Genomic DNA, 21,303 nt, shown 5'->3' on the forward strand with positions numbered 1-21,303 from the left:
CGGTACCCCGGTACCGGTCGGGTCGGCACCTGCGACCGTGCCGCGGGCCCCTCGAGCTGCCGGATCGTCGGCGCCATGACCACGACGACCCTCGCTCCCCTGCCCGCCGCCACCCGGCTCGGGCGCGTCGACACGATCCCCAACCTGGTCACCCTGGTCCGCACGGCGCTCGCCGTCGCGATCGGGGCGTACGGCGTCGCCGCGGGCGAGCCGAGCGCGTTGCTGGTCGCGTACGCCGCCTACTGGGTCGGCGACCTCGCCGACGGCTGGCTGGCCCGGCGACTGGACCAGGAGACCCGGCTGGGCGCGGTGCTCGACATCGTCTGCGACCGGGCCTGCACCGTGCTGCTGTGCGCCGGACTGGTGGCGCACACGCCCGCGGTCGCCCCGGTCGCGGTGGTGTTCCTGCTGTCGTTCGCGGTGCTCGACACGATGCTGTCGCTGGCCTTCCTGTGCTGGCCGATCGACACCCCGAACCACTTCTGGCGGGTGGACCGACGGGTCTACGAGCTGAACTGGTCACCGCTCGGCAAGGCCGTGAACACCGCCGGCGTCATCGGCGCGGTCGCGGTCGGCGCCCACGCCGTCGCCCTGCTGGTCGCGCTCGCCGTGCTGGCCGTCAAGGTCTGGTCGGCCGCCCGGGTGCTGCGGCTGCTCTCGTGACCGCCGTCCTGGGACTCCTCCTCGCGGTCGGGACCGGGCTGGCCTCGGCGCTGGTGCCCCTGGTCAACGCCGAGGCGTACGCCGTCGTCGCAGGCGCGCGCGCCCACCCCGCTCTGGTCGCGCCGCTGGTGCTCGCCCTCGCGGCCGGCCAGACCGCGGGCAAGCTGGTCCTCTTCGAGTCGGCCCGCCGGGGGGCGGGTCGGTTCGCGGGCAAGGCATCCGGCAGCCGGTGGACCCGGCGGGTGCGGGACGGGCTGCGCCGCGACCGCACCGGCGTGCCCATGGTGCTCGCCGCCGCCTCCCTCGGCCTGCCGCCGCTCGCCGTCGTCAGCCTGGCCGCCGGCGCCTCCGGTCAGCGCCGGTGGCTGTTCGGCGTGCTGTGCCTGGCCGGCCGGGTGGCCCGCTTCGGGGCACTGGTCCTGCCGCTCGCCTGGCTGTAACGCGGTGTCCACCGACCTCCCGCGGTGTCGTAACGCCGCGGGAGGTCGGTGGACACCGCGTTACAGCGGGGCGGCGCGGCGGGGGAAGGACGCCGCCAGCTGGAGGAGGCGGTTGTTGGCCTCCGGTTCGCCGACGGTGACCCGGGCGCCCTCCCCCGCGAACGGCCGTACGACGATGCCGAGCTCGTCGGCGGCGAGCGCGAAGTCGGCCGTCCGCTCCCCAAGCTCGAACCACACGAAGTTGCCCTGCGCCTCCGGCACGTCCCAGCCGCGCTCGCGCAGCCCGTCGACGACCCGGGTCCGCTCGGCGACCAGCGCGTCGACCCGCTCCAGCAGCTCGGCGCGCCGCTCCAGGGACGCGATCGCCGCGGTCTGGGCGACGGTCGAGACGCCGAACGGCAGCGAGACGGCCCGCAGCGCCGCGGCGACGGGGGCCGGCGCGACGGCGTACCCCACCCGGAAGCCGGCGAGCCCGTAGGCCTTGGAGAAGGTGCGCGTGAGCACGACGTTCTCGTGGGTGCGGTACGTCGCGAGCCCGTCGACGGGGTCGGCCATCCGCACGAACTCCAGGTACGCCTCGTCGACCACCACCAGCACGTGCGGCGGGACCTGCGCCAGGAACGCGTCCAGCTCGGCCCGGGTCACCGCGGGCCCGGTCGGGTTGTTGGGCGTGCAGACCAGCACGATCCGGGTGCGGTCGGTGATGGCCGCGGCCATCGCGTCCAGGTCGTGCCGCGCGTCCGGCAGCAGCGGCACCTGCACGGTCCGCGCCCCGGCGGCGGTGACCGCGATCGGGTACGCCTCGAAGGAGCGCCAGGCGAAGACCACCTCGTCGCCGGGGTCGCAGAACGCCTGCACCAGCTGGTAGATCAGCCCCACCGAGCCGGTCGCCACCGACAGGTCGCCGACCGGCACGTCGAGCTCGCGCGCCAGGGCGTCGTACAACGCCGTCGAGCCCATGTCCGGGTAACGGTTCATCTGCCCCACCGCCGCCTGCACGGCCTCGATCACGCCGGGCAGCGGCGGGTAGGGGTTCTCGTTCGAGGAGAGCTTGTACGACGTCATCCCCGGCCGGACCGTGGGCGGCTTCCCCGGGACGTACGGCGGGATGTCGGCGATGTTCGCGCGCGGCTGCGGAGAGCTCATGCTCCTCAGGTTAGGCGGCCGGTCCGCCGGCAGTCGGTGGCCGGCGCCGGGCCCGCCAGGGTCGCAGCAGCAGCGCCAGCACCAGGCCGAGCAGGACGCCCAGCACCGCGCCGGTGACGTTGTCGACGATGTCGGTGACGTCGCAGGCCCGGTCGATGCGGGCGAGCTCGAGCTGGGTCTTCTCGATCGCGACGGAGTACGCCGCCAGCAGCGCGAGCCCGATCGGCACCGTGACGATCGCGGCCGCCCGCCAGCGCGCGGCGACCACCACCAGCAGCGCGCCGGACGGCACGAAGACGACGGCGTTGAGGAGCCGCTGCCCGCCGGAGAAGATCCAGAACCCCTCGGGCGCCGGGCCGCCGATGTCCCACGAGCAGGTGGCCAGCCGGCCCTCGGCGCTGACGATCCCGGGCGCCCCGTTGGCGGGGATCAGGGTCAGGCACGCGATCACCGCGACCGACCAGAGCAGGCCCGCGAGCGCGGCCGCCCCCACCCAGCCCAGCCGGCGGCGCAGCGCGAGGCCGAGTGCCAGGCAGACCAGCCCGGACAGCACGACGCCGACCAGCATCACCCCCACGCCGCCCACCGGAAACATGCGCTCGACCGTACCGAGGCCCGCCATGCGTGGAGGAGGCCGGCGCGACCGTCGTACCTTCCGCCCCTGGAGCCACAGCGGTGTCGAGAAACTGGAGCTGGTGTCGTGAAGCACCTCGACAGGGGCGTGAGTTTCTCCGCCTGGGCGGAGAAACTCACCGCCCCCCTCACCCCAGCGCCGGCAGCACCACCTCGCCCCCGGGCACCGCGGGCAGGTCGCGCCCGATCGTGACGTCGACGGGGTTGGTCAGGCAGCGGACCGAGCCGCCGCCCTTGTGGAACTCCGAGACGTCGACGACCACGACGTCGAAGCCCCACTCGACCAGCTGGCGGCGCACCCGCGGCGGGCAGGCCGGCATCACGACGGTGTTGCCGACGACGACGGAGTTGGCGCAGAAGGTCGTCAGCGCCTCCTCCTCGGTCAGCACCAGCGGCTCGGGCACCAGCTCGAGCAGCGCGGCGGCCGAGGGGGCGTCGAAGGCCGCCGGGCAGACCAGCGCCCGGCGCTCGTCGAGCGGGCAGAAGGCCAGGTCGAGGTGGTACATCGCCGGGTGGGTGATCCGCAGTCCACGCACCCGGATGCCGAGGTCGGCGGCGAGGTGCTTGAGGGCGAGCTCCTCGGTGCGCGGGCCGTAGCCGACGACCAGGGCGTCGCCGAACGCGAATGCGTCACCGGCCTCGAGGTGGGCCCCGATGCCGTCGCGACCGACGTACGACGTCGCGAAGCCGCGGCCGGCCAGCCAGGGCTGGGCCGAGCGGGTCTCCATCCGGCGCTCCGGGAAGCGCATGTGGGACATCACGACGTGCGCGGTGCCGTCGGCCTTGACCAGCCCGAGGCCGAGGTTCATCGCGTAGACCATGTCGGGGGCGTCGGCGCGCTGCGCGAGCACGTCGACGGTGGCGCCGAGGTCCTCGAGGGTGCGCACCATGGCGTGCCACTGGAGCATCGCGACCTGCGGGTCGGGCTGGACGGCGGGGTCCATGAACGGGTTGATCGAGTACTCGACCCGGAAGTGGACGGGCTCCACGGCGACGTACCGGCGTCCCCAGGCCAGCTCGCGCGCGTCCAGCAGTTGCTCCATCGGCCGTCCTTCTCGTCTAGGGATTGTCAGAGTGTCAGACAATCTGACCTGAAGGGTACGAGAAGATGGCGGCCTCCGCGACCAGTGGTCCGGACAACCCGCGTCCCGTGCCTCACAATGGCCCCATGTCGGCGTCGGGTGATTCCTTCGGGACCCTGCACCTGGAGCACTCGTCCACCGTGGATCGGGTCGCCCAGGAGCTGCGCCGCGCCGTCTTCGACGGCGAGCTGGAGTCCGGCACCCCGCTGCGCGAGGTGGCGCTGGCCGCCTCGCTCGGGGTATCCCGGCCCACGATCCGCGAGGCCCTGACCATCCTGGTCGCCGAGGGGCTGGCCACCCGCGAGCCCAACCGCGGCGTCCACGTCGCCACCCCCGAGGTCGACTCGGTCCGCGACGTGTGCGCGGCCCGCTGGGTCCTGGAGGGCGCCGGGGTACGTCGCTGGGCCGAGGCCGAGGAGGGTCAGCGGGCCCTGGTGCGCAGCACCCTCGAGGCCTACACGTCGGCGGTCCGCCGCGGGGCGTCGTACCAGGAGCTCAACGAGCGGCACCTCGCCTTCCACGTCTCCCTGGTGGGCCTCACCGGCTCGCCCCGGCTGGTCTCGATGGCCGACAACCTGGTGGTCGAGCTGAAGCTGGCGCTGGCCCAGGTCGAGCGGATCCGCCGCAACGCCCACGACGAGGCGGACAACCACACGGCGCTGGTCCTGCTCCTGGAGGCGGGCGACATCACCGGCGCCCACGAGTTCCTGCGCCAGCACCTCGTCGACGCCGAGGACGACATCATCGACGCCCTCGGCCTCGCCGAGTCCTGACGCGGCACGGCCGGCTCCCCTCCCGCTCCTGGCCCGACCTGGCAGTATCGCCGCGTGCGCATCCTCAGCTGGCTCGTCACCAACGCCGTCGCCCTGGCGGTCGCCGCCTGGCTGATCGACGGCATCAGCTTCACGGGTCCGACCCAGGGCCAGGCCGAGCTCGAGGACAAGATCGTCCCGCTGCTGCTCGTCGCGCTGATCCTCGGCGTCGTGACGTCGTTCGTGAAGCCGATCCTGCAGCTCCTCTCGATCCCGTTCATCATCGTCACGCTGGGCCTGTTCCTGCTGGTCATCAACGCGCTGATGCTGATGCTCACCGGCTGGCTCGCCGACCAGCTCGACATCGGGTTCAGCGTCGCCGGCTTCTGGTCGGCAGCCGGGGGCGCGATCGTGATCACCGTCGTCACCTGGATCGTCGACGGCCTGATCGGGCCCGAGGAGGACCGGCGATGAGCCCGGCGACCGACCCGACGACCGGCCCGACCCTGCCTCCGCCCCGCACGCCCGGCCGCTACTCGATCGCCCTGGTCTGCCTCGGCAACATCTGCCGCTCGCCGATGGCCGACGTCGTCCTCACCGCGCGGGTCGACGAGACCGGCCTCGCCGGCCGGGTCGTGGTGGTCAGCTCCGGCACCGGCGACTGGCACGTCGGCCACCCGATGGACGACCGGGCCGCGGCCACCCTGGCCGCCGCCGGGTACGACCCCTCGCTGCACCGGGCCCGGCACTGGTCGACCGCGTGGCTCGACGAGCACGACCTGGTCCTCGCGATGGACCGGACCAACCTCGCCGACATCGGCGGTGCCGGAGAGCGGGTGCGGCTCTTCCGCGACTTCGATCCGGTCGATCCGGGCGGGGAGGTCCCGGACCCGTACTACGGTGGGGACGACGGCTTCGAGGAGGTGCTGACCATGGTCGAGCGGACCTGCGCCGCGATCGTGGACGGCCTCCAGGAGGAGCTTCGCCAGGAGTCCGGGGAGCCGTGACCCGTCAGCCGCTGGTCGCCCGGCGGGCCGAGGCTCTCCTCGGCTCGGCGGTGGTGGCCACGGCCCCGGTCGCCGGCGGCGACGTCGCGACCGCGACCAAGCTCCGGCTCAGTGACGGCAGCACGGCGTTGATGAAGACCCTCAACAACGCACCGCCGACCTTCTTCGCGACCGAGGCCCGCGGGCTGCGCTGGCTCGCCGAGGTCGAGGGCGGGCTCGCGGTGCCCGAGGTGCTCGCGGTCGACGCCGAGTGCCTGATCCTGCGCTGGGTCGAGCCGGGCCGCAACAGCGGCGACGCCGCGGCGGGCCTCGGGCGGGCCCTGGCCGCGACGCACGCGGCGGGCGCGCCGTCGTACGGCCTCGACGAGGACGGCTTCATCGGCCGGCTGCCGCTGCCCAACCGCACCGCGGACACCTGGGCGGAGTTCTACGCCGTACGCCGGGTGCTGCCGTACCTCAAGCTCGCCCGCGACCGCGGCGCCGTCACCGACCGGGACGCCGCGAGGATCGAGTCGGTCGTCGGGCGGCTGCCCGCGCTGCTGCCCGAGGAGCCGCCCGCCCGGCTGCACGGCGACCTGTGGAACGGCAACGTGCTCTGGGGCACCGACGGCCGGGTCAGCGTCATCGACCCGGCGGCCTACGCCGGCCACCGCGAGGTCGACCTCGCCATGCTCGCGCTCTTCGGCCTCCCCCACCTGCAGCGGGTCCTCGATGCGTACGCCGAGGTCGCCCCGCTCGCCGACGGCTGGGCGGACCGGGTCGGACTGCACCAGCTGTTCCCGCTGCTCGTGCACGCCTGTCTCTTCGGGGGCGGGTACGGCGCCCGGGCCGCCGAGGCCGCCGCCCGCTACGCCTGAGCGGCGGCCGCTCTCAGGCACGGTTCAGCCGCGGCTGGCAACATGGACCCGTGAGTGTCCCGAAGCCCCGCGTCCTCGTCGTCGACGACGACCGGGCGGTACGCGAGTCGCTGCGCCGCTCCCTGGAGTTCAACGGGTACGACGTCCACCTCGCCGCCGACGGCGCCGAGGCGCTGGCCGGCATCGGCCGGGTGGGCCCGGACGTGGTCGTGATGGACGTGATGATGCCGCGGCTGGACGGGATCGAGACGACCCGGGCGCTGCGCACCGCCGGCAACGACGTCCCGATCCTGGTGCTGACCGCGCGCGACGCGGTCGGCGACCGGGTCGAGGGCCTCGACGCGGGCGCCGACGACTACCTCACCAAGCCGTTCGCGCTGGCCGAGCTGCTCGCCCGGCTGCGGGCGCTGCTGCGCCGCGTGGTGCCGCCCGAGGACGCCGCCGAGGAGGTGCTCGCCTTCTCCGACCTGACCATGGACGTCGCGACCCGCGAGGTACGCCGCGGCGACCGGGCGATCGAGCTCACCCGCACCGAGTTCACCCTGCTGGAGATGTTCCTGCGCCGGCCCCGGCGGGTCCTGGAGCGCAGCTTCATCCTCGAGGAGGTATGGGGCTACGACTTCCCGACGACGGCCAACTCCCTCGAGGTCTACGTCGGCTACCTGCGCCGCAAGACCGAGGCCGAGGGCGAGTCCCGGCTGATCCACACGGTCCGCGGCGTGGGCTACGTGCTGAAGGAATCGTGACCGGCACCTTCGCCCCCGGCCGCGAGCTAGGAGAGGGACGCTGGCACTACCGCCGGTCGCTGGCCAGCCGGGTCACCCTGCTCACCACGATGGCGGTGGGCCTGACCATCGCCTTCGTCGCGCTCGGCGCCTACGTCACCGTCCGCATGCAGCTGCAGTCGACCCTCGACGAGTCGCTGACCGACCGCGCCACGCTCGCCGCCAAGTCGCCGAGCGTGATCAACCAGCAGACCGGCGCCGAGATCCCGGCGTTCCTGCTGGTGCTCAGCGACGTGCGGGTCGGCCTGATGTACGAGGACGGCAAGTACGAGTGGTACGACCGGCTCGGCCGCCTCGAGCTGGGCGCCCCGGAGCTCGACGTGGCCCAGGGCGACTCCCCGCAGTCGATCCGCACCGTCGTCGTCGAGGGCAACCGCTACCGCGTCGTCGCGGTCCCCTACCTCGACCACCAGGCCCTGCTGCTCGCGCAGTCGCTCGAGCCGCAGCAGAAGGTGCTGGCCCGGCTCGGCATCGTGATGCTGCTCTTCGGGCTCGCCGGCGTGGTCGCGGCCGGGGTCGCCGGCTGGGGCGTCGCCGCCAACGGCCTGCGCCCGGTCCGCCGGCTGACCGCCAAGGTCGAGCACATCGCCCGGACCGAGGAGCTGCAGCCGATCCCGGTCGAGGGCGACGACGAGATCGCGCGCCTGTCCTCGGCGTTCAACCAGATGCTCGCCGCGCTCGCCGCGTCCCGCGACCGGCAGCGCCAGCTGGTCGCCGATGCCGGGCACGAGCTGCGCACCCCACTCACCTCGCTGCGCACCAACCTGGACCTGCTGGCCCAGTCGGACGCGTCCAGCGCGACCCTGCCGCCCCAGGCGCGAGCCGAGCTGCTCGACGACGTACGCGCCCAGATCGAGGAGATGACGACGCTGATCGGCGACCTGGTCGAGCTCGCCCGCGACGAGCCGATGGCCCACGTCATCGAGACCGTCGACCTCGCCGAGGTGGTCGACCTGGCCCTGGCCCGGGTACGCCGCCGCGCCCCCGGCGTCGCACTCGACGTGACCCTCGACCCGTGGTTCGTCATCGGCGAGCACGGCGCGCTCGAGCGGGCCGTCACCAACCTGCTCGACAACGCCGCGAAGTGGAGCCCCGCCGGCGGGACGATCCGGGTCTCGCTCGTCGAGGGCGTGCTGGTCGTCGAGGACGACGGACCCGGCATCGCCGACGCCGACCTGCCTCGGGTCTTCGAGCGGTTCTGGCGCTCCGACGAGTCCCGGTCGATGCCCGGGTCCGGCCTCGGGCTCTCGATCGTGGAGCAGGTCGCCGTACGCCACTCCGGCACGGTGGAGGCCGGTCACGCCGCCTCCGGCGGTGCCCGGCTGGTCCTCCGGATCCCCGGCGCGCCCACCCCGCCGCCGGCGCAGCCCGCCGCCGCCGGGACCGGGGCCGACGCATGAGGGCCCGCGCCGCGCTGCTCGTCGTACCCCTGCTGCTGGCCGGGTGCGGTGGTGGCGACGAGCAGGACGCCGCCTCCTCGTCGAGCCCGAGCGCCAGCGCCGCGCCTGTCTGGAACCCCTGCGACGGCCTTGACGTCGCCGGCATCGAAGGGGCCCTGGGTGCCCGACTGACGCAGGAGGCCGGCTCCGCGGACGCGCCCCGGTGCACGCTGTTGCCCGCGGTCGAGGGCGGCGCGGTCGTGGACGCCAACTACCTCGTCTTCCCCGCGGGCCTCGACGCCGCCTGGAAGCAGATGGGCGCGCCCGACGACGGGAGCGTGACCGAGCCCGAGATCCCGGGCGCCGACGCCGCCCGGATGGTGGCCGACGCGGGCACCGAGGTGCTGGCGGTCACCGGCTTCGTCCAGGACGGCGAACTGGTCCAGGTCGTCAACGCCGCCGACCCCGCGCCGTACGACGAGCGCGCGGTCACCGCCGCGGTGCGCGAGACCATGCAGCAGCTGTCCGCGCACGCGCAGGCCGGCGGTGGCCCATCATGAGCGCATGCAGCTGTCCTTCTTCCGTCTGTCCGACGACACTCCCACTGCGCTGAACCCCACCGCTCTGGCCCCCACCGACCTGGCGCGGAGCATGTGGGACGACGACCAGATGCACGGGGTGGCCGTGAGCGGCGCCCTCGCGCGCGGTGTCGAGGAGCGGGTCCGGGAGCTGGGCCGCGACGACCTGCTGCCCGCGCGCTACACCGTCGACCTGTTCGCCGCCGCCCGGATGCGCGACTGCACGGTGACCACCGAGGTGGTCCGCGAGGGTCCCCGGATCTGCCTGGTCGACGCCGTGCTGACCCAGGTGCGCGACGGCGTCGACGTGCGGGTCGCCCGGGCCAGCGCGCTCTTCCTCAAGCCCACCGCGTCGACGGGCGGGTCGGTCTGGTCGCCCGAGTCGCGACCCTCGCCGCCGCCGCTCGACCTCGCGCCGGTGTCGTCGGACGGCCACGTGCCGTACTTCCACAGCTCCGCCGGCTGGTCGCAGTCCTTCGGGCTGCACCAGAACGACTCCCGCAAGTCGTCGTGGCACACCGCGGTCGCGATCGTCGACGGCGAGCCGAGGTCGCCCTTCCAGGCGGTCGCCTCGATCGCCGACGGGGCCAGCCTGGTCACCAACTGGGGTGACCGCGGCATCGAGTACATCAACACCGACATCACCCTCACCCTCGCCCGCCAGCCCGACGGCGTCTCGATCGGGCTGGCCGCCGTCGACCGGGTCGAGGTCGACGGGGTCGCGGTCGGCACCGCCACCGTCTTCGACCGGTCCGGCCCGCTCGGCACCGCCGTCGTCACCTCGCTCGCCAACGCGAAGCGGGTCGTGGACCTCGGCGGGGTCGAGTACACCGACGACGGCGAGCGCCGTACGACGGCCTGAGGCGACGCCGGGTCGAGTCGTCCGACGCTGGTTGAGGCGCGACGGACGACGTCCTGAGACGGTCCTATGGATCGTCTCGTCGCTAACGCTCCTCGCACCTCAACCAGCGTCGCGGGCGCAGGCGCTCAGCGCGTCGAGGTGTTGGCGTCGCGCCAGGAACGCTCGAACGGCAGCCGCCAGGCGTGGGGAGCGATCAGCTGGTGGATGGCGTTGGGGCCCCAGCTGCCGGGTGCGTAGCCGCGGACCGGAGGCGGGTCGGCGAGCAGCGGGATCGACTTCTCCCACAGCGTCTCGATGCCGGCGGCGGTGGTGAACAGCGTGTGGTCGCCACGCATCGCGTCGTGGATGAGCCGCTCGTAGGCCTCCAGCACCGCGGTCGAGGACTTGGTCTCGTGGGTGGCGAACTGCATGGAGAGCTTCTCCAGCTTCATGCCCGGGCCCGGCTTCTTGCCGTAGAACGACAGCGACATCCGCGACTGGTCGGCCAGGTCGAAGGTGAGGTGGTCGGGTCCCTGGCGACCGACGTTCGACCCGGCCGGGAACATCGTCAGCGGCGGCTCCTTGAAGGCGATCGAGATGATCCGCGCCCCCTCGGCGAGCTTCTTGCCGGTGCGCAGGAAGAACGGCACGCCGGCCCAGCGCCAGTTGTCGATCTCGACCTTCAGGGCGACGAACGTCTCGGTGTCGGAGTCCTCGGCGACCGCCGACTTGCCCCGGTAGCCGTTGTACTGACCGCGCACGACGTTGTGCGGCTCGATCGGACGCATCGAGCGGAACACCTTCAGCTTCTCGTCGCTGATCGGGTCGGGCGCCAGCGAGGTCGGCGGCTCCATCGCCATGAACGCGAGCACCTGCATCAGGTGGGTGACGACCATGTCGCGATAGGCGCCGGTGCCCTCGTAGAACGCCGTACGGCCCTCCAGGCCGAGGGTCTCCGGTACGTCGATCTGCACGTGGTCGATGAAGTTGCGGTTCCAGATGGGCTCGAAGAGGCCGTTGGCGAACCGGAAGGCCAGGATGTTCTGCGCCGCCTCCTTGCCCAGGAAGTGGTCGATGCGGAAGACCTGGCTCTCGTCGAAGACCTCGTGGACCCGCGCGTTGAGCGCCTTCGCCGACTCCAGGTCGGTGCCGAACGGCTTCTCCATGATGATCCGGGAGCGCTCGACCAGGCCGGCCTCGTCGAGCTGCCGGAGCACGTCGAGCGCGGCCTTCGGCGGGACGCTGAGGTAGTGCAGTCGACCGATCTCCTCGCCGTGGGCGGCCAGCACCTCCTCCGAGCGGTGCACCGCCTCGGCGAGGGCGTGCGGGCCGGCGCCCTGCGGCACGTAGCTCAACATCGCGGCGAACGGCGCCCAGCGCTCGTCGGTGACGTCGCCCTTGCCGAACTCCTCGCAGGCGTCGCGGGCGATCTTCACGAAGGTCTCGGTGTCGATCTCCTCCAGCGAGGTGCCGACGATGCAGGAGTCCTTCAGCAGCTCGGCTTCGAAGAGACGCAGCAGCCCCGGCAGGAGTTTGCGGCGGGCCAGGTCACCGGTGGCCCCGAAGAGCACGATGACGTGCGGTTGCTCCATGTCGTCGAGGGTAGTCACGCCTTGTTTCCCTTGGGTGTCGGTGCGGGCGGGGCGGTCGTCGTCGGCTCCGGGCCGAAGACCTGCAGCAGCCGCTCGGCCTTCCAGCGCGACTCGGCGTACTCCTCGTCGACGTCGGAGTGCACGGTGATGCCGCCGCCCGTCCCGAGCCGGTACCGGCCGTCGCCGGTGGTCGTCATGGCCCTGATCACGACGCCCAGGTCGGCGCGCCCGTCGGCGGAGACCCAGCCGAACGCGCCGGCGTACGCGCCCCGTGGCGTGTCCTCGACCTCCTGCACGATCTCCATGGTGCGCTGCTTCGGCGCTCCTGTCATCGACCCGGCGGGGAAGAGCGACCGGACCGCGCCGAGCGTGGTCACGTCGTCGCGCAGCCGGCCCCGCACGGTCGAGACCAGCTGGTGCACCGTCGCGTACGACTCCACCGCCATCAGGGTCGGCACCTCGACCGACCCGACCTCGCACACCATCGCCAGGTCGTTGCGGAGCAGGTCGACGATCATCAGGTTCTCGCTGCGGAAGCGCGGTTCCTCGGCCAGCTGCCGCCGCTGCTCCTCGTCCTCCGCCGCCGTCGCCCCGCGCAGTGTCGTGCCCTTGATCGGCTTGGTCTCGATGCGCCGATCCGCATCGATGACGGCGTACCGCTCGGGGCTGGAGCTGAGCAGCCAGGCCCGCGCCCCGGGCAGGTCGTGCTGGAGGAAGCCGGCGTACGGCGCGGGGTTGAGCTCGCGCAGGCGCAGGTACGCCGTCGCCGGGTCGAGCTCGCTGGCCACCTCCGCGCGGTAGGTCAGGTTCACCTCGTAGCTGTTGCCGGCGTGGAGGTGGTCCTGGACGCGGGCGAAGTGGGTGCGGTAGGCGGCGGGAGTTTCTCCGCCCAGGCGGTGAAACTCACGCTGGTGTCGTGAAGCTTCATGCGCCAGCAGCGAGTTTCTCGACATCACTGGGTGCTCGAAGAGCCGCACCTGGCTCGGCCGCATCCAGACCGCGTCCGGCACCGAGTCGGAGGAGTACGCCGGCAGGTCGGCGCGGGCGGCGTACCCGAAGTAGCCGAACCACTGGTCGGTGGGCGATCCGGCGGCGAGCTCGGCCTCGAGGACCGCGAACGGGTCGTCGCCGACGACCTCGGCCCGGCCGGAGGCGTGCCGGACCACCTCGCGGGTGGTGGCGGAGTAGGTGAGCGAGACGTCGTCGTCGGCCAGCCAGCCGAGCAGCGAGCGGCGGCCCGACCACTCGCGGGCGCCGCCGCCGTCGAGCCAGAAGCAGCGCCGGTGCTCGGCGGCGACCGCCGCGAAGGACGACGCGGGGTCGGTCACGGGGTCGGTCACGGGGCACCCAGGAAGTTCGCGATCAGCCGGGCCCCGTGCTCGGACAGCACCGACTCGGGGTGGAACTGCACCCCGACCAGCGGCAGGTCGCGGTGCGCGACGGCCATCGTCAGGCCGGTCTCCTCGTCGGTCGCCGTCACCCGCAGGCACGCCGGGAGCTCCAGGGCGGCGAGCGAGTGGTAGCGAACCGCGGCGAAGGGAGTGGGTACGCCGGCGAACAGCCCGTCGCCGTCGTGGCTGACCCGCGCCAGCACGCCGTGTCCCGGCGAGACCCGGTCGACGCGGCCGCCGTACGCCGTCACCATGCCCTGCATCCCGAGGCAGACGCCCAGGACCGGACGGGTGCCGGCGAGCAGCACCTCCCCGCCCACCGCGAAGTCCGCCGGCGAGGCCGGATGGCCGGGGCCGGGCGAGAGGACGACGTGGCTGTGCCGGAGCACGTCGGCGGCGTCCACCTCGTCGTGCTGGACCACCCGGGGCAGGACGCCCGTGACGGAGGCGACGAGGTGGACGAGATTCCACGTGTAGGAGTCGTGGTGGTCCACGACGACCACGTCCGGTGCCGCCACGCTCAGCAACCTACTGCCCGGGAGCTGGTGGGCGAGAACAGGGATGGACCCGGTGGCACTGGGGGGCAGTCACCACCGGGTCCGTGTTCCTGACGTTCCCAGCGTAGGACCAAAGCGTCGTCTCAGGAACCCTTGGTCAGCAGCAGGTCGACGACCAGCTCGTGCAGCAGGTCGTAGCCGTTCTCGGTGAGGATCGACTCCGCGTGGAACTGGATCCCGCGGTAGTGCGGCCCGCGCAGCAGGTGTACGTCGCCGGTGTCGGGGTCGGCCTCGACGCTCACCCCGTCCTCGAGCACCGTGTCGTCGCCGACCCGGCCCACGAAGGTGTTGTAGAAGCCGACCCGCTCGGTGGCGCCGTCGATCTCGACCGGCGACTGGGTGCCCTGGAAGACGATGTCCTTGTAGGCCAGCGGGATGCCGACGTGGTGGCACAGCGCCTGGTGGCCGAGGCAGACCGCGAGGAACGGCCGCTCGGCCGCCATCAGCTCCGCGACCGCCGCCCGCAGCTGCGCCATCTTCGGGTCGGCGCCGTCGCGCGGGTCGCCCGGGCCGGGGCCGACGATCACCAGGTCGAAGCCGTCCAGCACGCCCGCGGCGTACTCCTCGTGCCGGACCACCTCGCTGGTCATGCCGAGCACGCGGAGCACGTGACGCAGCATGTTCACGAAGTCGTCCTCGCCGTCGAGGATCACCGCACTCTTCCCGGCGAGGCCGGGGTCGGGGCGGGAGCCGCCCTGGTCGGTCAGCCAGAAGCGCGAGAGCCGTCGGTTGCGCTTGTTGAGCGTGAGCAGGACGTCCTCGTCGGTCACCAGCTCGGCCAGGTTGGTGCTCGGGACCGGCGCGGGCGGGACCAGCCCGAACGCGCTGAGGATGCCGCCGGCCTTGGCGTGGGTCTCGGCGACCTCGTACGCCGGGTCCGAGTCGCGGACCAGGGTCGCGCCCGCGGTGACGGTCAGCCGGCCGTCGAGCCCGACGTCGGCGGTGCGGATCACGATCGGGCTGTCGAGGACCGGCTCGCCCTCGTCGTCGCGACCCAGGATCGCGAGCGCGGCGCCGTAGTAGCCGCGCCCCGTGGTCTCGTACTGCTTGATCAGCCGGCACGCGTTCTCGACCGGCGAGCCGGTGACGGTGGCGGCGTACATCGTGTCGCGCAGCACCTCGCGCGGGTCCCGGTCGGTGCTGCCGGCGAGGAGGTACTCGGTGTGGATCAGGCGGCTCATCGGCTTCAGGAACGGTCCGAGCACCTGGCCGCCCTGGGTGCAGATGTCGCACATCATCTTCAGCTCCTCGTCGACGACCATGAAGAGCTCGTAGATCTCCTTCTCGTCGTGGAGGAAGTCGAGGAGCTTTCCCCGGAGATCGGACTCGGCGGTGTCGGCGTCGGCCGGGATCCGGAAGGTGCCGCTGATCGGGTTCATCCGGACGTCGCCGCCGTGGATGGAGACGTGCCGCTCGGGGCTCGCACCGATCAGGTAGCGGTCGCCGGTGAAGAAGACGTAGGTCCAGTACGCACCGCGCTCGCGCTCGAGCAGCCGACGGAAGACGGTCAGCGCCTTCTGGGTGTTCCAGTCGGCGACCGTGGCGCGGTAGTGGCGGCCGATGACGAGGTTGGCCCCCTCGCCCTGCCCGATCTCGTCGCGGATGATCGACTCGACGAGCTTGCCGTACTCCTCGTCGTCGGTCTCGAAGCCACCCCGGTCGGCGAACTCCAGACCGGTGTCGTCGATCGCCTCGAGGACCTCCGCGACCGAGAACTCCAGCTCGGTCTCGACGTCGACGACCACCAGCGGGGTGCCGTCGTCGTGGGCCTCGAAGCCGCGCTCGGCCACCTGGCGGAACGGTACGGCGAGCAGCCGGTCGGCGATGTGCCCGTCAGCGGGCACGCCGTCCGAGAGGGGTACGTCGAGGATCGACTCGACGACGCTGCGCCGCCCGCCGACCAGGCCGACGGTGTCGCGGTCGCCCGCGCGGGTGGAGCGCCGGATGATCGCCCACGCCTCGTGCCCCTGGAGCGCCTCGATCGCGGCCCGGGCGTCAGGTGTGGCGGTCATGGGCGAACTCTAGTTGCGCCGTGCTTCGCCGCCGTGCCGCGGTCGGCAGTCGGACCCGGCGCGGCGGAGCGTGGAAAGCCTGACGTGCCTGGTGCGTCAGAGTTTCCACGATGCCCGCCGCGGACGTCGGCGACCGGCGAGGCCGCCTCAGGAGATCGTGGTCAGCAGCTGGGTCGCGCGGGTGAGCACGACGTACAGCGTCGCCCGGCCGGTGGCCGACTCGTCCTCGATCTCCTGCGGGCGCACGACGACGATGCCGTCGAACTCCAGCCCCTTGGTGTCCAGGCCGGTCAGCACCACGACCCGGTCCTCACCGGACGGGGTGACCGAGGAGTCGATGGCCGCCCGCGCGCCCGCGGCGGCGTCGGCGAGCTCGGGCCAGGACGCCAACCAGGCGTTGACCTCCGAGCGGCGCGCCGCCGGGACGACGATGGCGACGGTGCCGGAGACCTGCTCGGCGACCTCGTTGACCGCCGCCCGGGTGGCCGCCTCGACATCGGCGACACCCTCCAGGATCTGCGGGGGTACGCCGGTGGAGCGGACCGCCGTCGGGAGGTCGGCGTTCAGGCCGACCCGCTCGGCGTACGCCGCGGCGTACTCGTAGATCTCCGAGGAGTTGCGGTAGTTCGTCGACAGGTGGAAGTCGTGCTGCACCTTGCGCTCGAGCGCCTCGGCCCGGGCCTCCGCGGCCTCGGCCGGCACCGGCCAGGAGGACTGGGCGGGGTCGCCGACGATGGTCCACGACGCGGTCCGGCCGCGGCGGCCGACCATCCGCCACTGCATGGGCGTGAGGTCCTGCGCCTCGTCGATGAGGACGTGGGCGTAGCCGTCGTCCTCGATGCTGTGCGTCGGCGGCGCCCAGGCGCGGCCGGTGGGGGCGTACTCCCGGTCGGAGGCCGTGAACAGCTCGTGCAGGTCGACCGAGCCCTCGACCGCGGTGATCGGGTTGTCGCGCTCGTCGTCGGTGCGGACCAGCACGTCCCCGAGCGCGTAGCGCAGCTCGTCGATCAGCGGCACGTCCTCGACCGAGAGCGGGCTGCCGGCGGCCCAGGACTTCAGCAGCAGTCGCTGCTCCTCGGGCGACACGACGCCCTCCCCGACGCGGGCGAGGAACTCCGGCTCGCGCAGCCAGCCGAGCACGGAGGCGGCGTCCAGCGGCGGCCACCAGGAGGCGGCGAAGTCGAGGAACGCGTCGTTGCCGAGCATGTCCTCGTCGAACAGCTCGCGGCCCCGCTCGCGACCACGGTCGCCGCGGACCTGGCGCCACAGCTGGTCGAGCAGCGCCTGCGAGACCCGCGGCAGCTGCCGGTTGCGCCGGCCCTGCGACATCAGGCTGCGGCGGACCCGGCCCAGCACGCCGCGGTCGAGCACGAGCCGGTCGTCGCGGTAGAAGACCCGGAACTCGGACGGGCTGCCGGGCGCCTGCTGGCGCGCCGTACGACGGATCAGCTCGGCCATCCGCGCCGAGCCCTTCACGTCGGCGACCGCCGGCTCGTCGTGGCGGCTGGCCTTGACGCCGTCGACGACCTCGCCGAGCGAGCGCAGCGCGACGGCGGTCTCGCCGAGGCTCGGCAGCACCCGCTCGATGTAGCGCATGAAGACCCCGCTCGGGCCGACGACGAGCACGCCGCCGGTCTCGTAGCGGCGCCGGTCGTTGTAGAGGAGGTACGCCGCACGGTGCAGCGCGACGACGGTCTTGCCGGTGCCGGGACCGCCGGAGATCGACACGACGCCCTTGCCGGGTGCGCGGATCGCCTTGTCCTGCTCGGCCTGGATGGTCGCGACGATCGAGTGCATGGAGCGGTCCCGGGCGCGGGAGAGCTGCGCCATCAGGGCGCCCCCGCCGATGATCGGGAGGTCGACGTCGTCCTCCTCGAGCGCCTGGGCGTCGAGCAGCTCGTCCTCGACCCCGACCACGTGCGGGCCGTCGGAGCGCAACACCCGGCGCCGGATGACCTGCTGCGGCTCGGCCGCGGTCGCCTGGTAGAACACCGCCGCCGCGGGCGCGCGCCAGTCGATCAGCAGCGAGTCACGGTCGGCGTCGCGCAGCCCGATCCGGCCGACGTACCGCGGTTGCGGGTCGAGCGACGGGCGCATGTCGAGGCGCCCGAAGACCAGGCCCTCGTGGGCGGCGTCGAGCTGGGCGATCCGCTTCGCGGCCTGGAAGACCATCGCGTCGCGCTCGACCAGGCCACCCTCGTGGCCCAGCTTGCCCCGCTCGTGGCCCTCGCGTGCCAGCTCCTGCGCCGCCTTCGCGGAGTCCGCCAGCTGGAGGTACACCCGGTCGACGAACGCCTGCTCCTGGGCGATCTCCCGAGTCTCGACTGCCTCGTCCGTCAACGCTGCGATCCCCTCAGCACCGAAGTGTCCTGCCGTTCGTCGCCGCCCCCGGACGGGGCGCGACAAGTGGACAACTGTATCCGGACCGCGGGTATGCCCACGCCAATTTTCGCGAGAGCGTCATCTCTTCCGGGACAGGAAGGCGAGCATCGCCTCCTGGGCCTCCGGCGAGCCGAACAGCCGGGCGCTGAGCGCGGCCACCTCGGGTCCGCGGGCGTCGAGGTGCTCGACCAGGTCGCGGGTGAGCAGCGCCTTGGTCTCGCGCAGTCCCTGGGGCGCGCCGGTCGCGAGCGCGGCGACCACCCGCTCCAGCTCGACGTCGAGCTCCGCGGCGGGCACCGCCGTGGTCACCAGGCCGTACGACGCCGCCTGGGCCCCGGTGAACACCTCACCGGACAGCGCGGTCAGCGCGGCGGCCCGCGAGGTCATCCGCGGCAGCACGGTCAGCGAGATCGCGGCCGGCGCCAGGCCGAGCTTCACCTCGGTCAGCGCGAAGGTCGCCTCCGACGCCGCGACCACGACGTCGGCGGCGGCGACGATCCCGATGCCTCCGGCCCGGACCGCTCCGTGCAGCCGCACCACCACCGGCTTCGGCAGGGTCAGCACCAGGCGCTGCAGCCCGACGATGGCGAGCGCACCCTCCTCCATGCTGCCGCCCGCCGCCTCGGACAGGTCGGCGCCGGAGCAGAAGACCCGGCCCTCGGCCCGGACCACGACCACCTTCGCGGCGTCGTCCACGCCCGCCCGCTCGAGCGCGGCGGAGAGCTCCGCGACGAGCTGCCGGGACAGGGCGTTGCGGTTGTGCGGGGAGTCCAGGGTGATGGTCGCGATGTCGTCGGCGACGGCGTAGTGCACCAGCTCGCTCATGCCCCGCATCCTGCCGCACCCATCCGAACGCCCCCTCCGCGACGAACAGTCCCTATGAGGACACGTCTCGCGTACGCAGGCTCCGGGGTGCTGGCCACCCTCGTGGCGGTCGCGCTCGCCCACCTGGTGGCCGGTCTGACCGACCCGGGGGCGTCGCCGGTGCTGGCGGTCGGGTCCCAGGTCATCGACCTGACGCCCACGCCGATGAAGGAGTGGGCGATCCAGCAGTTCGGCACCAAGGACAAGCCGATCCTGGTCGGATCGGTCTTCGCGGGCGTGCTGGCGTTGGCCGCCGCCGCCGGCCTGCTCGCCCGGCGGCGTTTCGCGCTGGGCGCGGGGCTGCTGGTGCTCCTGGTCGTCGTGGCCGGCGCCGCCACGGTCAACCGCCCGCGGTTCGAGGCTCTCGACCTGCTGCCGAGCGTGGTCGCGGCAGTCGCCGGCGTCGCGGCGCTGTGGTTCCTCGATCGCGCCCTCGATGCCCGTCGGCAGCGGCCGGCCCGGCACGACGCGATGGCCTGGGCGTCGCAGGCCGACCGGGCCCCCAGCCGCCGCGGCGTGCTCGTGGCGTCCGGCGTGCTCGCGGTGGCTGCCGCCGTGGTCGGCGGCGCCGGCGAGTGGATCGCCCGGGTCCGCACCCGGATCGCCGACGTCACCCTGCCCGCGGCCACCGACCCCGCGCCCCCGCTGCCGACGGGCATCGAGGGCACGGTCGAGGGCGTCACCCCGTTCCGGACGCCGAACGCCGACTTCTACCGCGTCGACACCCGGCTCTCGCTGCCCGTCATCGACCTCGACGACTGGTCGCTGACCATCGACGGCGACGTCGACCGGAAGGTCAGCTTCAGCTTCGAGGACATCCTCGCGATGCCGATGGTGGAGCGCGACATCACCCTCACCTGCGTCTCGAACGACGTCGGCGGGCGGTACGTCGGCTCCGCGCGCTGGCTCGGCGTACCGCTGCAGGACCTGCTCGACCAGGCCGGCATCTCCCGCACCCGGGCCGACCAGATCCTCAGCACCGACGTCGAGGGCATGACGATCAGTACGCCGCTGGAGCTGGCCGTCGACGGACGCGACGCGCTGCTCGCCGTCGGGATGAACGGCGACCCGCTGCCGCTGGAGCACGGCTTCCCCGCCCGGCTGGTGATCCCCGGTCTCTACGGCTTCATCAGCGCGACCAAGTGGATCAGCCGGATGACGCTGACGACGTACGGCGAGCAGGACGCGTACTGGACCAAGAAGAAGTGGGCCACCGACGCCCCCATCAAGCTCTCCAGCCGGATCGACACCCCGCGGTCGCTGTCCACGATCGACGCCGGCCCGACCTTCGTCGGCGGGGTCGCGTGGGCCCAGCACCAGGGTGGCGTGGCGAAGGTCGAGGTCCGCGTCGACGGCGGCCCGTGGCAGCCGGCCACGCTCGGCCCGGACGGCGGCAACGACTACTGGCGCCAGTGGTACCTGCCCTGGGACGCCGCCTCCGGGCAGCACTCGCTCGCCGTCCGCGCGACCAGCGGCGACGGCGAGACCCAGACCGCCGTACGCGCGACCCCGTTCCCCGCGGGCTCCAGCGGGGTGCAGGAGACCCGCGTGACGGTCTCCTGAGATTCGTCCGAAGCAGGACCAATCCGGTCCCGCCGCCGCTTCGAACCACTCCTGTCAACCCACCGACGGAAGGCACCACGATGAAGCTCCACACCCTGCGCCGCACGGGCGCCCTCACGGCCGCCGCCCTCTCCCTCACCGTGGGGCTCGCCGCCTGCAGCGACGAGGACAGCGGCTCGAGCAGCGCCGACGACACCGCGGCCTCCAGCACCCCCGCCGACGACATGAACGAGTCCGAGGACGCTGAGATGGACGCTGGGATGGACGCCGAACCGTACGGCCCCGCCTGCGCGGACATCCCGGCCGACGGTCCCGCGTCGTTCGGCGGCATGGCCGCCGAGCCGGTCGCCACCGCGGCGTCCGCCAACCCGCTGCTCAGCACCCTGGTCGAGGCCGTCGGCGTCGCCGGTCTGGGCGACGCGCTGAACTCCGCCGAGGCCCTCACCGTCTTCGCGCCGGCCAACCCGGCCTTCGAGGCGATGGACCCGGCGACCCTCGAGGCCGCGATGGCCGACCCCGAGCTGCTCGGGACCGTGCTCAGCCACCACGTGGTCGCCGAGCGCATCTCCCCCGACCAGCTCTCCGGTGAGTTCGAGACCCTGGCCGGCGACATGCTGACCATCCAGGGCGAGGGCGAGGAGGCGACCGTCGGGACCGAGGGCGCCACCGTGCTGTGCGGCAACGTGCAGACCGCGAACGCCACGGTCTACATCATCGACACCGTGCTGATGCCCGCCTGACGTCTCCTCCGACCTGACCGTCTTTGACCTGAGCGCAAG

General features: G+C 73.0%; 21 protein-coding genes. 12 read left to right on the forward strand and 9 right to left on the reverse strand.

Going from position 1 to position 21,303, the window contains the following annotated elements; genetic code table 11:
- Nucleotides 1–75: 75 nt before the first annotated feature.
- Nucleotides 76–663: a CDP-alcohol phosphatidyltransferase family protein gene (locus MUB56_RS03395; RefSeq protein ID WP_244930510.1), complete on the forward strand. Its 588-nt coding sequence runs from the start codon at nucleotides 76–78 to the stop codon at nucleotides 661–663.
- On the forward strand, nucleotides 660–1,103 hold the full coding sequence (locus tag MUB56_RS03400; RefSeq protein WP_244930511.1) for a hypothetical protein: 444 nt from the start codon (nucleotides 660–662) through the stop codon (nucleotides 1,101–1,103). Before MUB56_RS03395 ends, MUB56_RS03400 begins: the two co-directional genes overlap by 4 nt.
- 60 nt (nucleotides 1,104–1,163) lie before the next feature.
- Here MUB56_RS03400 and hisC read toward each other — a convergent pair whose 3' ends face one another.
- From hisC to MUB56_RS03415, 3 genes are all read right to left on the reverse strand, one after another.
- Nucleotides 1,164–2,249 (reverse strand): histidinol-phosphate transaminase, encoded by a 1,086-nt coding sequence (gene hisC, locus MUB56_RS03405; RefSeq protein ID WP_244930512.1) that lies wholly within the window; start codon nucleotides 2,247–2,249, stop codon nucleotides 1,164–1,166.
- A gap of 10 nt (nucleotides 2,250–2,259) precedes the next feature.
- Nucleotides 2,260–2,844 (reverse strand): VanZ family protein, encoded by a 585-nt coding sequence (locus MUB56_RS03410; protein ID WP_244930513.1) that lies wholly within the window; start codon nucleotides 2,842–2,844, stop codon nucleotides 2,260–2,262.
- Between the two features lie 166 nt (nucleotides 2,845–3,010).
- A complete protein-coding gene (locus MUB56_RS03415; protein ID WP_244930514.1) occupies nucleotides 3,011–3,925 on the reverse strand; it encodes an arginine deiminase-related protein in 915 nt (304 codons plus the stop codon).
- 125 nt (nucleotides 3,926–4,050) lie between these two features.
- Here MUB56_RS03415 and MUB56_RS03420 point away from each other — a divergent pair, with 125 nt between their 5' ends.
- Genes MUB56_RS03420 through MUB56_RS03455 form a run of 8 tightly spaced genes read left to right on the forward strand, consistent with a single transcriptional unit; the run spans nucleotide 4,051 to nucleotide 10,184 of the window.
- Nucleotides 4,051–4,737, forward strand: a complete 687-nt coding sequence (locus MUB56_RS03420; RefSeq protein WP_244930515.1) for a GntR family transcriptional regulator — start codon at nucleotides 4,051–4,053, stop codon at nucleotides 4,735–4,737.
- Nucleotides 4,738–4,791: 54 nt separating this feature from the next.
- A complete protein-coding gene (locus tag MUB56_RS03425) occupies nucleotides 4,792–5,190 on the forward strand; it encodes a phage holin family protein (RefSeq protein WP_244930516.1) in 399 nt (132 codons plus the stop codon).
- Nucleotides 5,187–5,723, forward strand: coding sequence for a low molecular weight protein-tyrosine-phosphatase (locus MUB56_RS03430; RefSeq protein WP_244930517.1), 537 nt, complete (start codon nucleotides 5,187–5,189; stop codon nucleotides 5,721–5,723). Before MUB56_RS03425 ends, MUB56_RS03430 begins: the two co-directional genes overlap by 4 nt.
- Nucleotides 5,720–6,580 carry a fructosamine kinase family protein gene (locus MUB56_RS03435; RefSeq protein ID WP_244930518.1) on the forward strand — a complete coding sequence of 287 codons (861 nt, stop codon included), beginning with the start codon at nucleotides 5,720–5,722 and terminating at the stop codon, nucleotides 6,578–6,580. The genes MUB56_RS03430 and MUB56_RS03435 overlap by 4 nt, the downstream gene beginning before the upstream one ends.
- Before the next feature lie 50 nt (nucleotides 6,581–6,630).
- Nucleotides 6,631–7,326, forward strand: coding sequence for a response regulator transcription factor (locus MUB56_RS03440; RefSeq protein WP_244930519.1), 696 nt, complete (start codon nucleotides 6,631–6,633; stop codon nucleotides 7,324–7,326).
- Nucleotides 7,323–8,765, forward strand: a complete 1,443-nt coding sequence (locus MUB56_RS03445) for a HAMP domain-containing sensor histidine kinase (RefSeq protein WP_244930520.1) — start codon at nucleotides 7,323–7,325, stop codon at nucleotides 8,763–8,765. Before MUB56_RS03440 ends, MUB56_RS03445 begins: the two co-directional genes overlap by 4 nt.
- Nucleotides 8,762–9,304, forward strand: coding sequence for a hypothetical protein (locus tag MUB56_RS03450; RefSeq protein WP_244930521.1), 543 nt, complete (start codon nucleotides 8,762–8,764; stop codon nucleotides 9,302–9,304). The genes MUB56_RS03445 and MUB56_RS03450 overlap by 4 nt, the downstream gene beginning before the upstream one ends.
- Nucleotides 9,305–9,308: 4 nt before the next feature.
- Nucleotides 9,309–10,184 (forward strand): acyl-CoA thioesterase domain-containing protein, encoded by an 876-nt coding sequence (locus MUB56_RS03455; RefSeq protein ID WP_244930522.1) that lies wholly within the window; start codon nucleotides 9,309–9,311, stop codon nucleotides 10,182–10,184.
- A 125-nt stretch (nucleotides 10,185–10,309) separates the two neighbouring features.
- Here MUB56_RS03455 and zwf read toward each other — a convergent pair whose 3' ends face one another.
- The 6 genes from zwf to MUB56_RS03485 all read right to left on the reverse strand — a co-directional run bounded on the left by zwf (nucleotide 10,310) and on the right by MUB56_RS03485 (nucleotide 18,922).
- Nucleotides 10,310–11,755 carry a glucose-6-phosphate dehydrogenase gene (gene zwf, locus MUB56_RS03460; RefSeq protein ID WP_244930523.1) on the reverse strand — a complete coding sequence of 482 codons (1,446 nt, stop codon included), beginning with the start codon at nucleotides 11,753–11,755 and terminating at the stop codon, nucleotides 10,310–10,312.
- A gap of 14 nt (nucleotides 11,756–11,769) precedes the next feature.
- Nucleotides 11,770–13,095, reverse strand: a complete 1,326-nt coding sequence (locus MUB56_RS03465) for an anthranilate synthase component I family protein (protein ID WP_244930524.1) — start codon at nucleotides 13,093–13,095, stop codon at nucleotides 11,770–11,772.
- Nucleotides 13,092–13,664, reverse strand: a complete 573-nt coding sequence (locus MUB56_RS03470) for an aminodeoxychorismate/anthranilate synthase component II (RefSeq protein ID WP_244930525.1) — start codon at nucleotides 13,662–13,664, stop codon at nucleotides 13,092–13,094. The genes MUB56_RS03465 and MUB56_RS03470 overlap by 4 nt, the downstream gene beginning before the upstream one ends.
- Nucleotides 13,665–13,786: 122 nt before the next feature.
- The gene (locus tag MUB56_RS03475) at nucleotides 13,787–15,715 is read right to left on the reverse strand and encodes an anthranilate synthase family protein (protein WP_244930526.1); all 1,929 of its coding nucleotides are present in this window, start codon (nucleotides 15,713–15,715) and stop codon (nucleotides 13,787–13,789) included.
- A 147-nt stretch (nucleotides 15,716–15,862) separates the two neighbouring features.
- Nucleotides 15,863–18,055: a UvrD-helicase domain-containing protein gene (locus MUB56_RS03480; RefSeq protein ID WP_244930527.1), complete on the reverse strand. Its 2,193-nt coding sequence runs from the start codon at nucleotides 18,053–18,055 to the stop codon at nucleotides 15,863–15,865.
- A 120-nt stretch (nucleotides 18,056–18,175) separates the two neighbouring features.
- Entirely contained in the window at nucleotides 18,176–18,922 is a 747-nt protein-coding gene (locus MUB56_RS03485) for an enoyl-CoA hydratase-related protein (protein ID WP_348536708.1), read from the reverse strand.
- 54 nt (nucleotides 18,923–18,976) lie between these two features.
- Here MUB56_RS03485 and MUB56_RS03490 point away from each other — a divergent pair, with 54 nt between their 5' ends.
- Both MUB56_RS03490 and MUB56_RS03495 read left to right on the forward strand, forming a co-directional pair.
- Complete coding sequence (locus tag MUB56_RS03490) at nucleotides 18,977–20,524, forward strand: molybdopterin-dependent oxidoreductase (RefSeq protein WP_244930529.1); 1,548 nt, start codon at nucleotides 18,977–18,979, stop codon at nucleotides 20,522–20,524.
- 80 nt (nucleotides 20,525–20,604) lie between these two features.
- On the forward strand, nucleotides 20,605–21,264 hold the full coding sequence (locus MUB56_RS03495; RefSeq protein WP_244930530.1) for a fasciclin domain-containing protein: 660 nt from the start codon (nucleotides 20,605–20,607) through the stop codon (nucleotides 21,262–21,264).
- The last annotated feature ends 39 nt before the right edge of the window (nucleotides 21,265–21,303 follow it).

Origin of the sequence: Nocardioides sp. W7, from assembly GCF_022919075.1 — a bacterium.
Lineage (GTDB): Bacteria > Actinomycetota > Actinomycetes > Propionibacteriales > Nocardioidaceae > Nocardioides.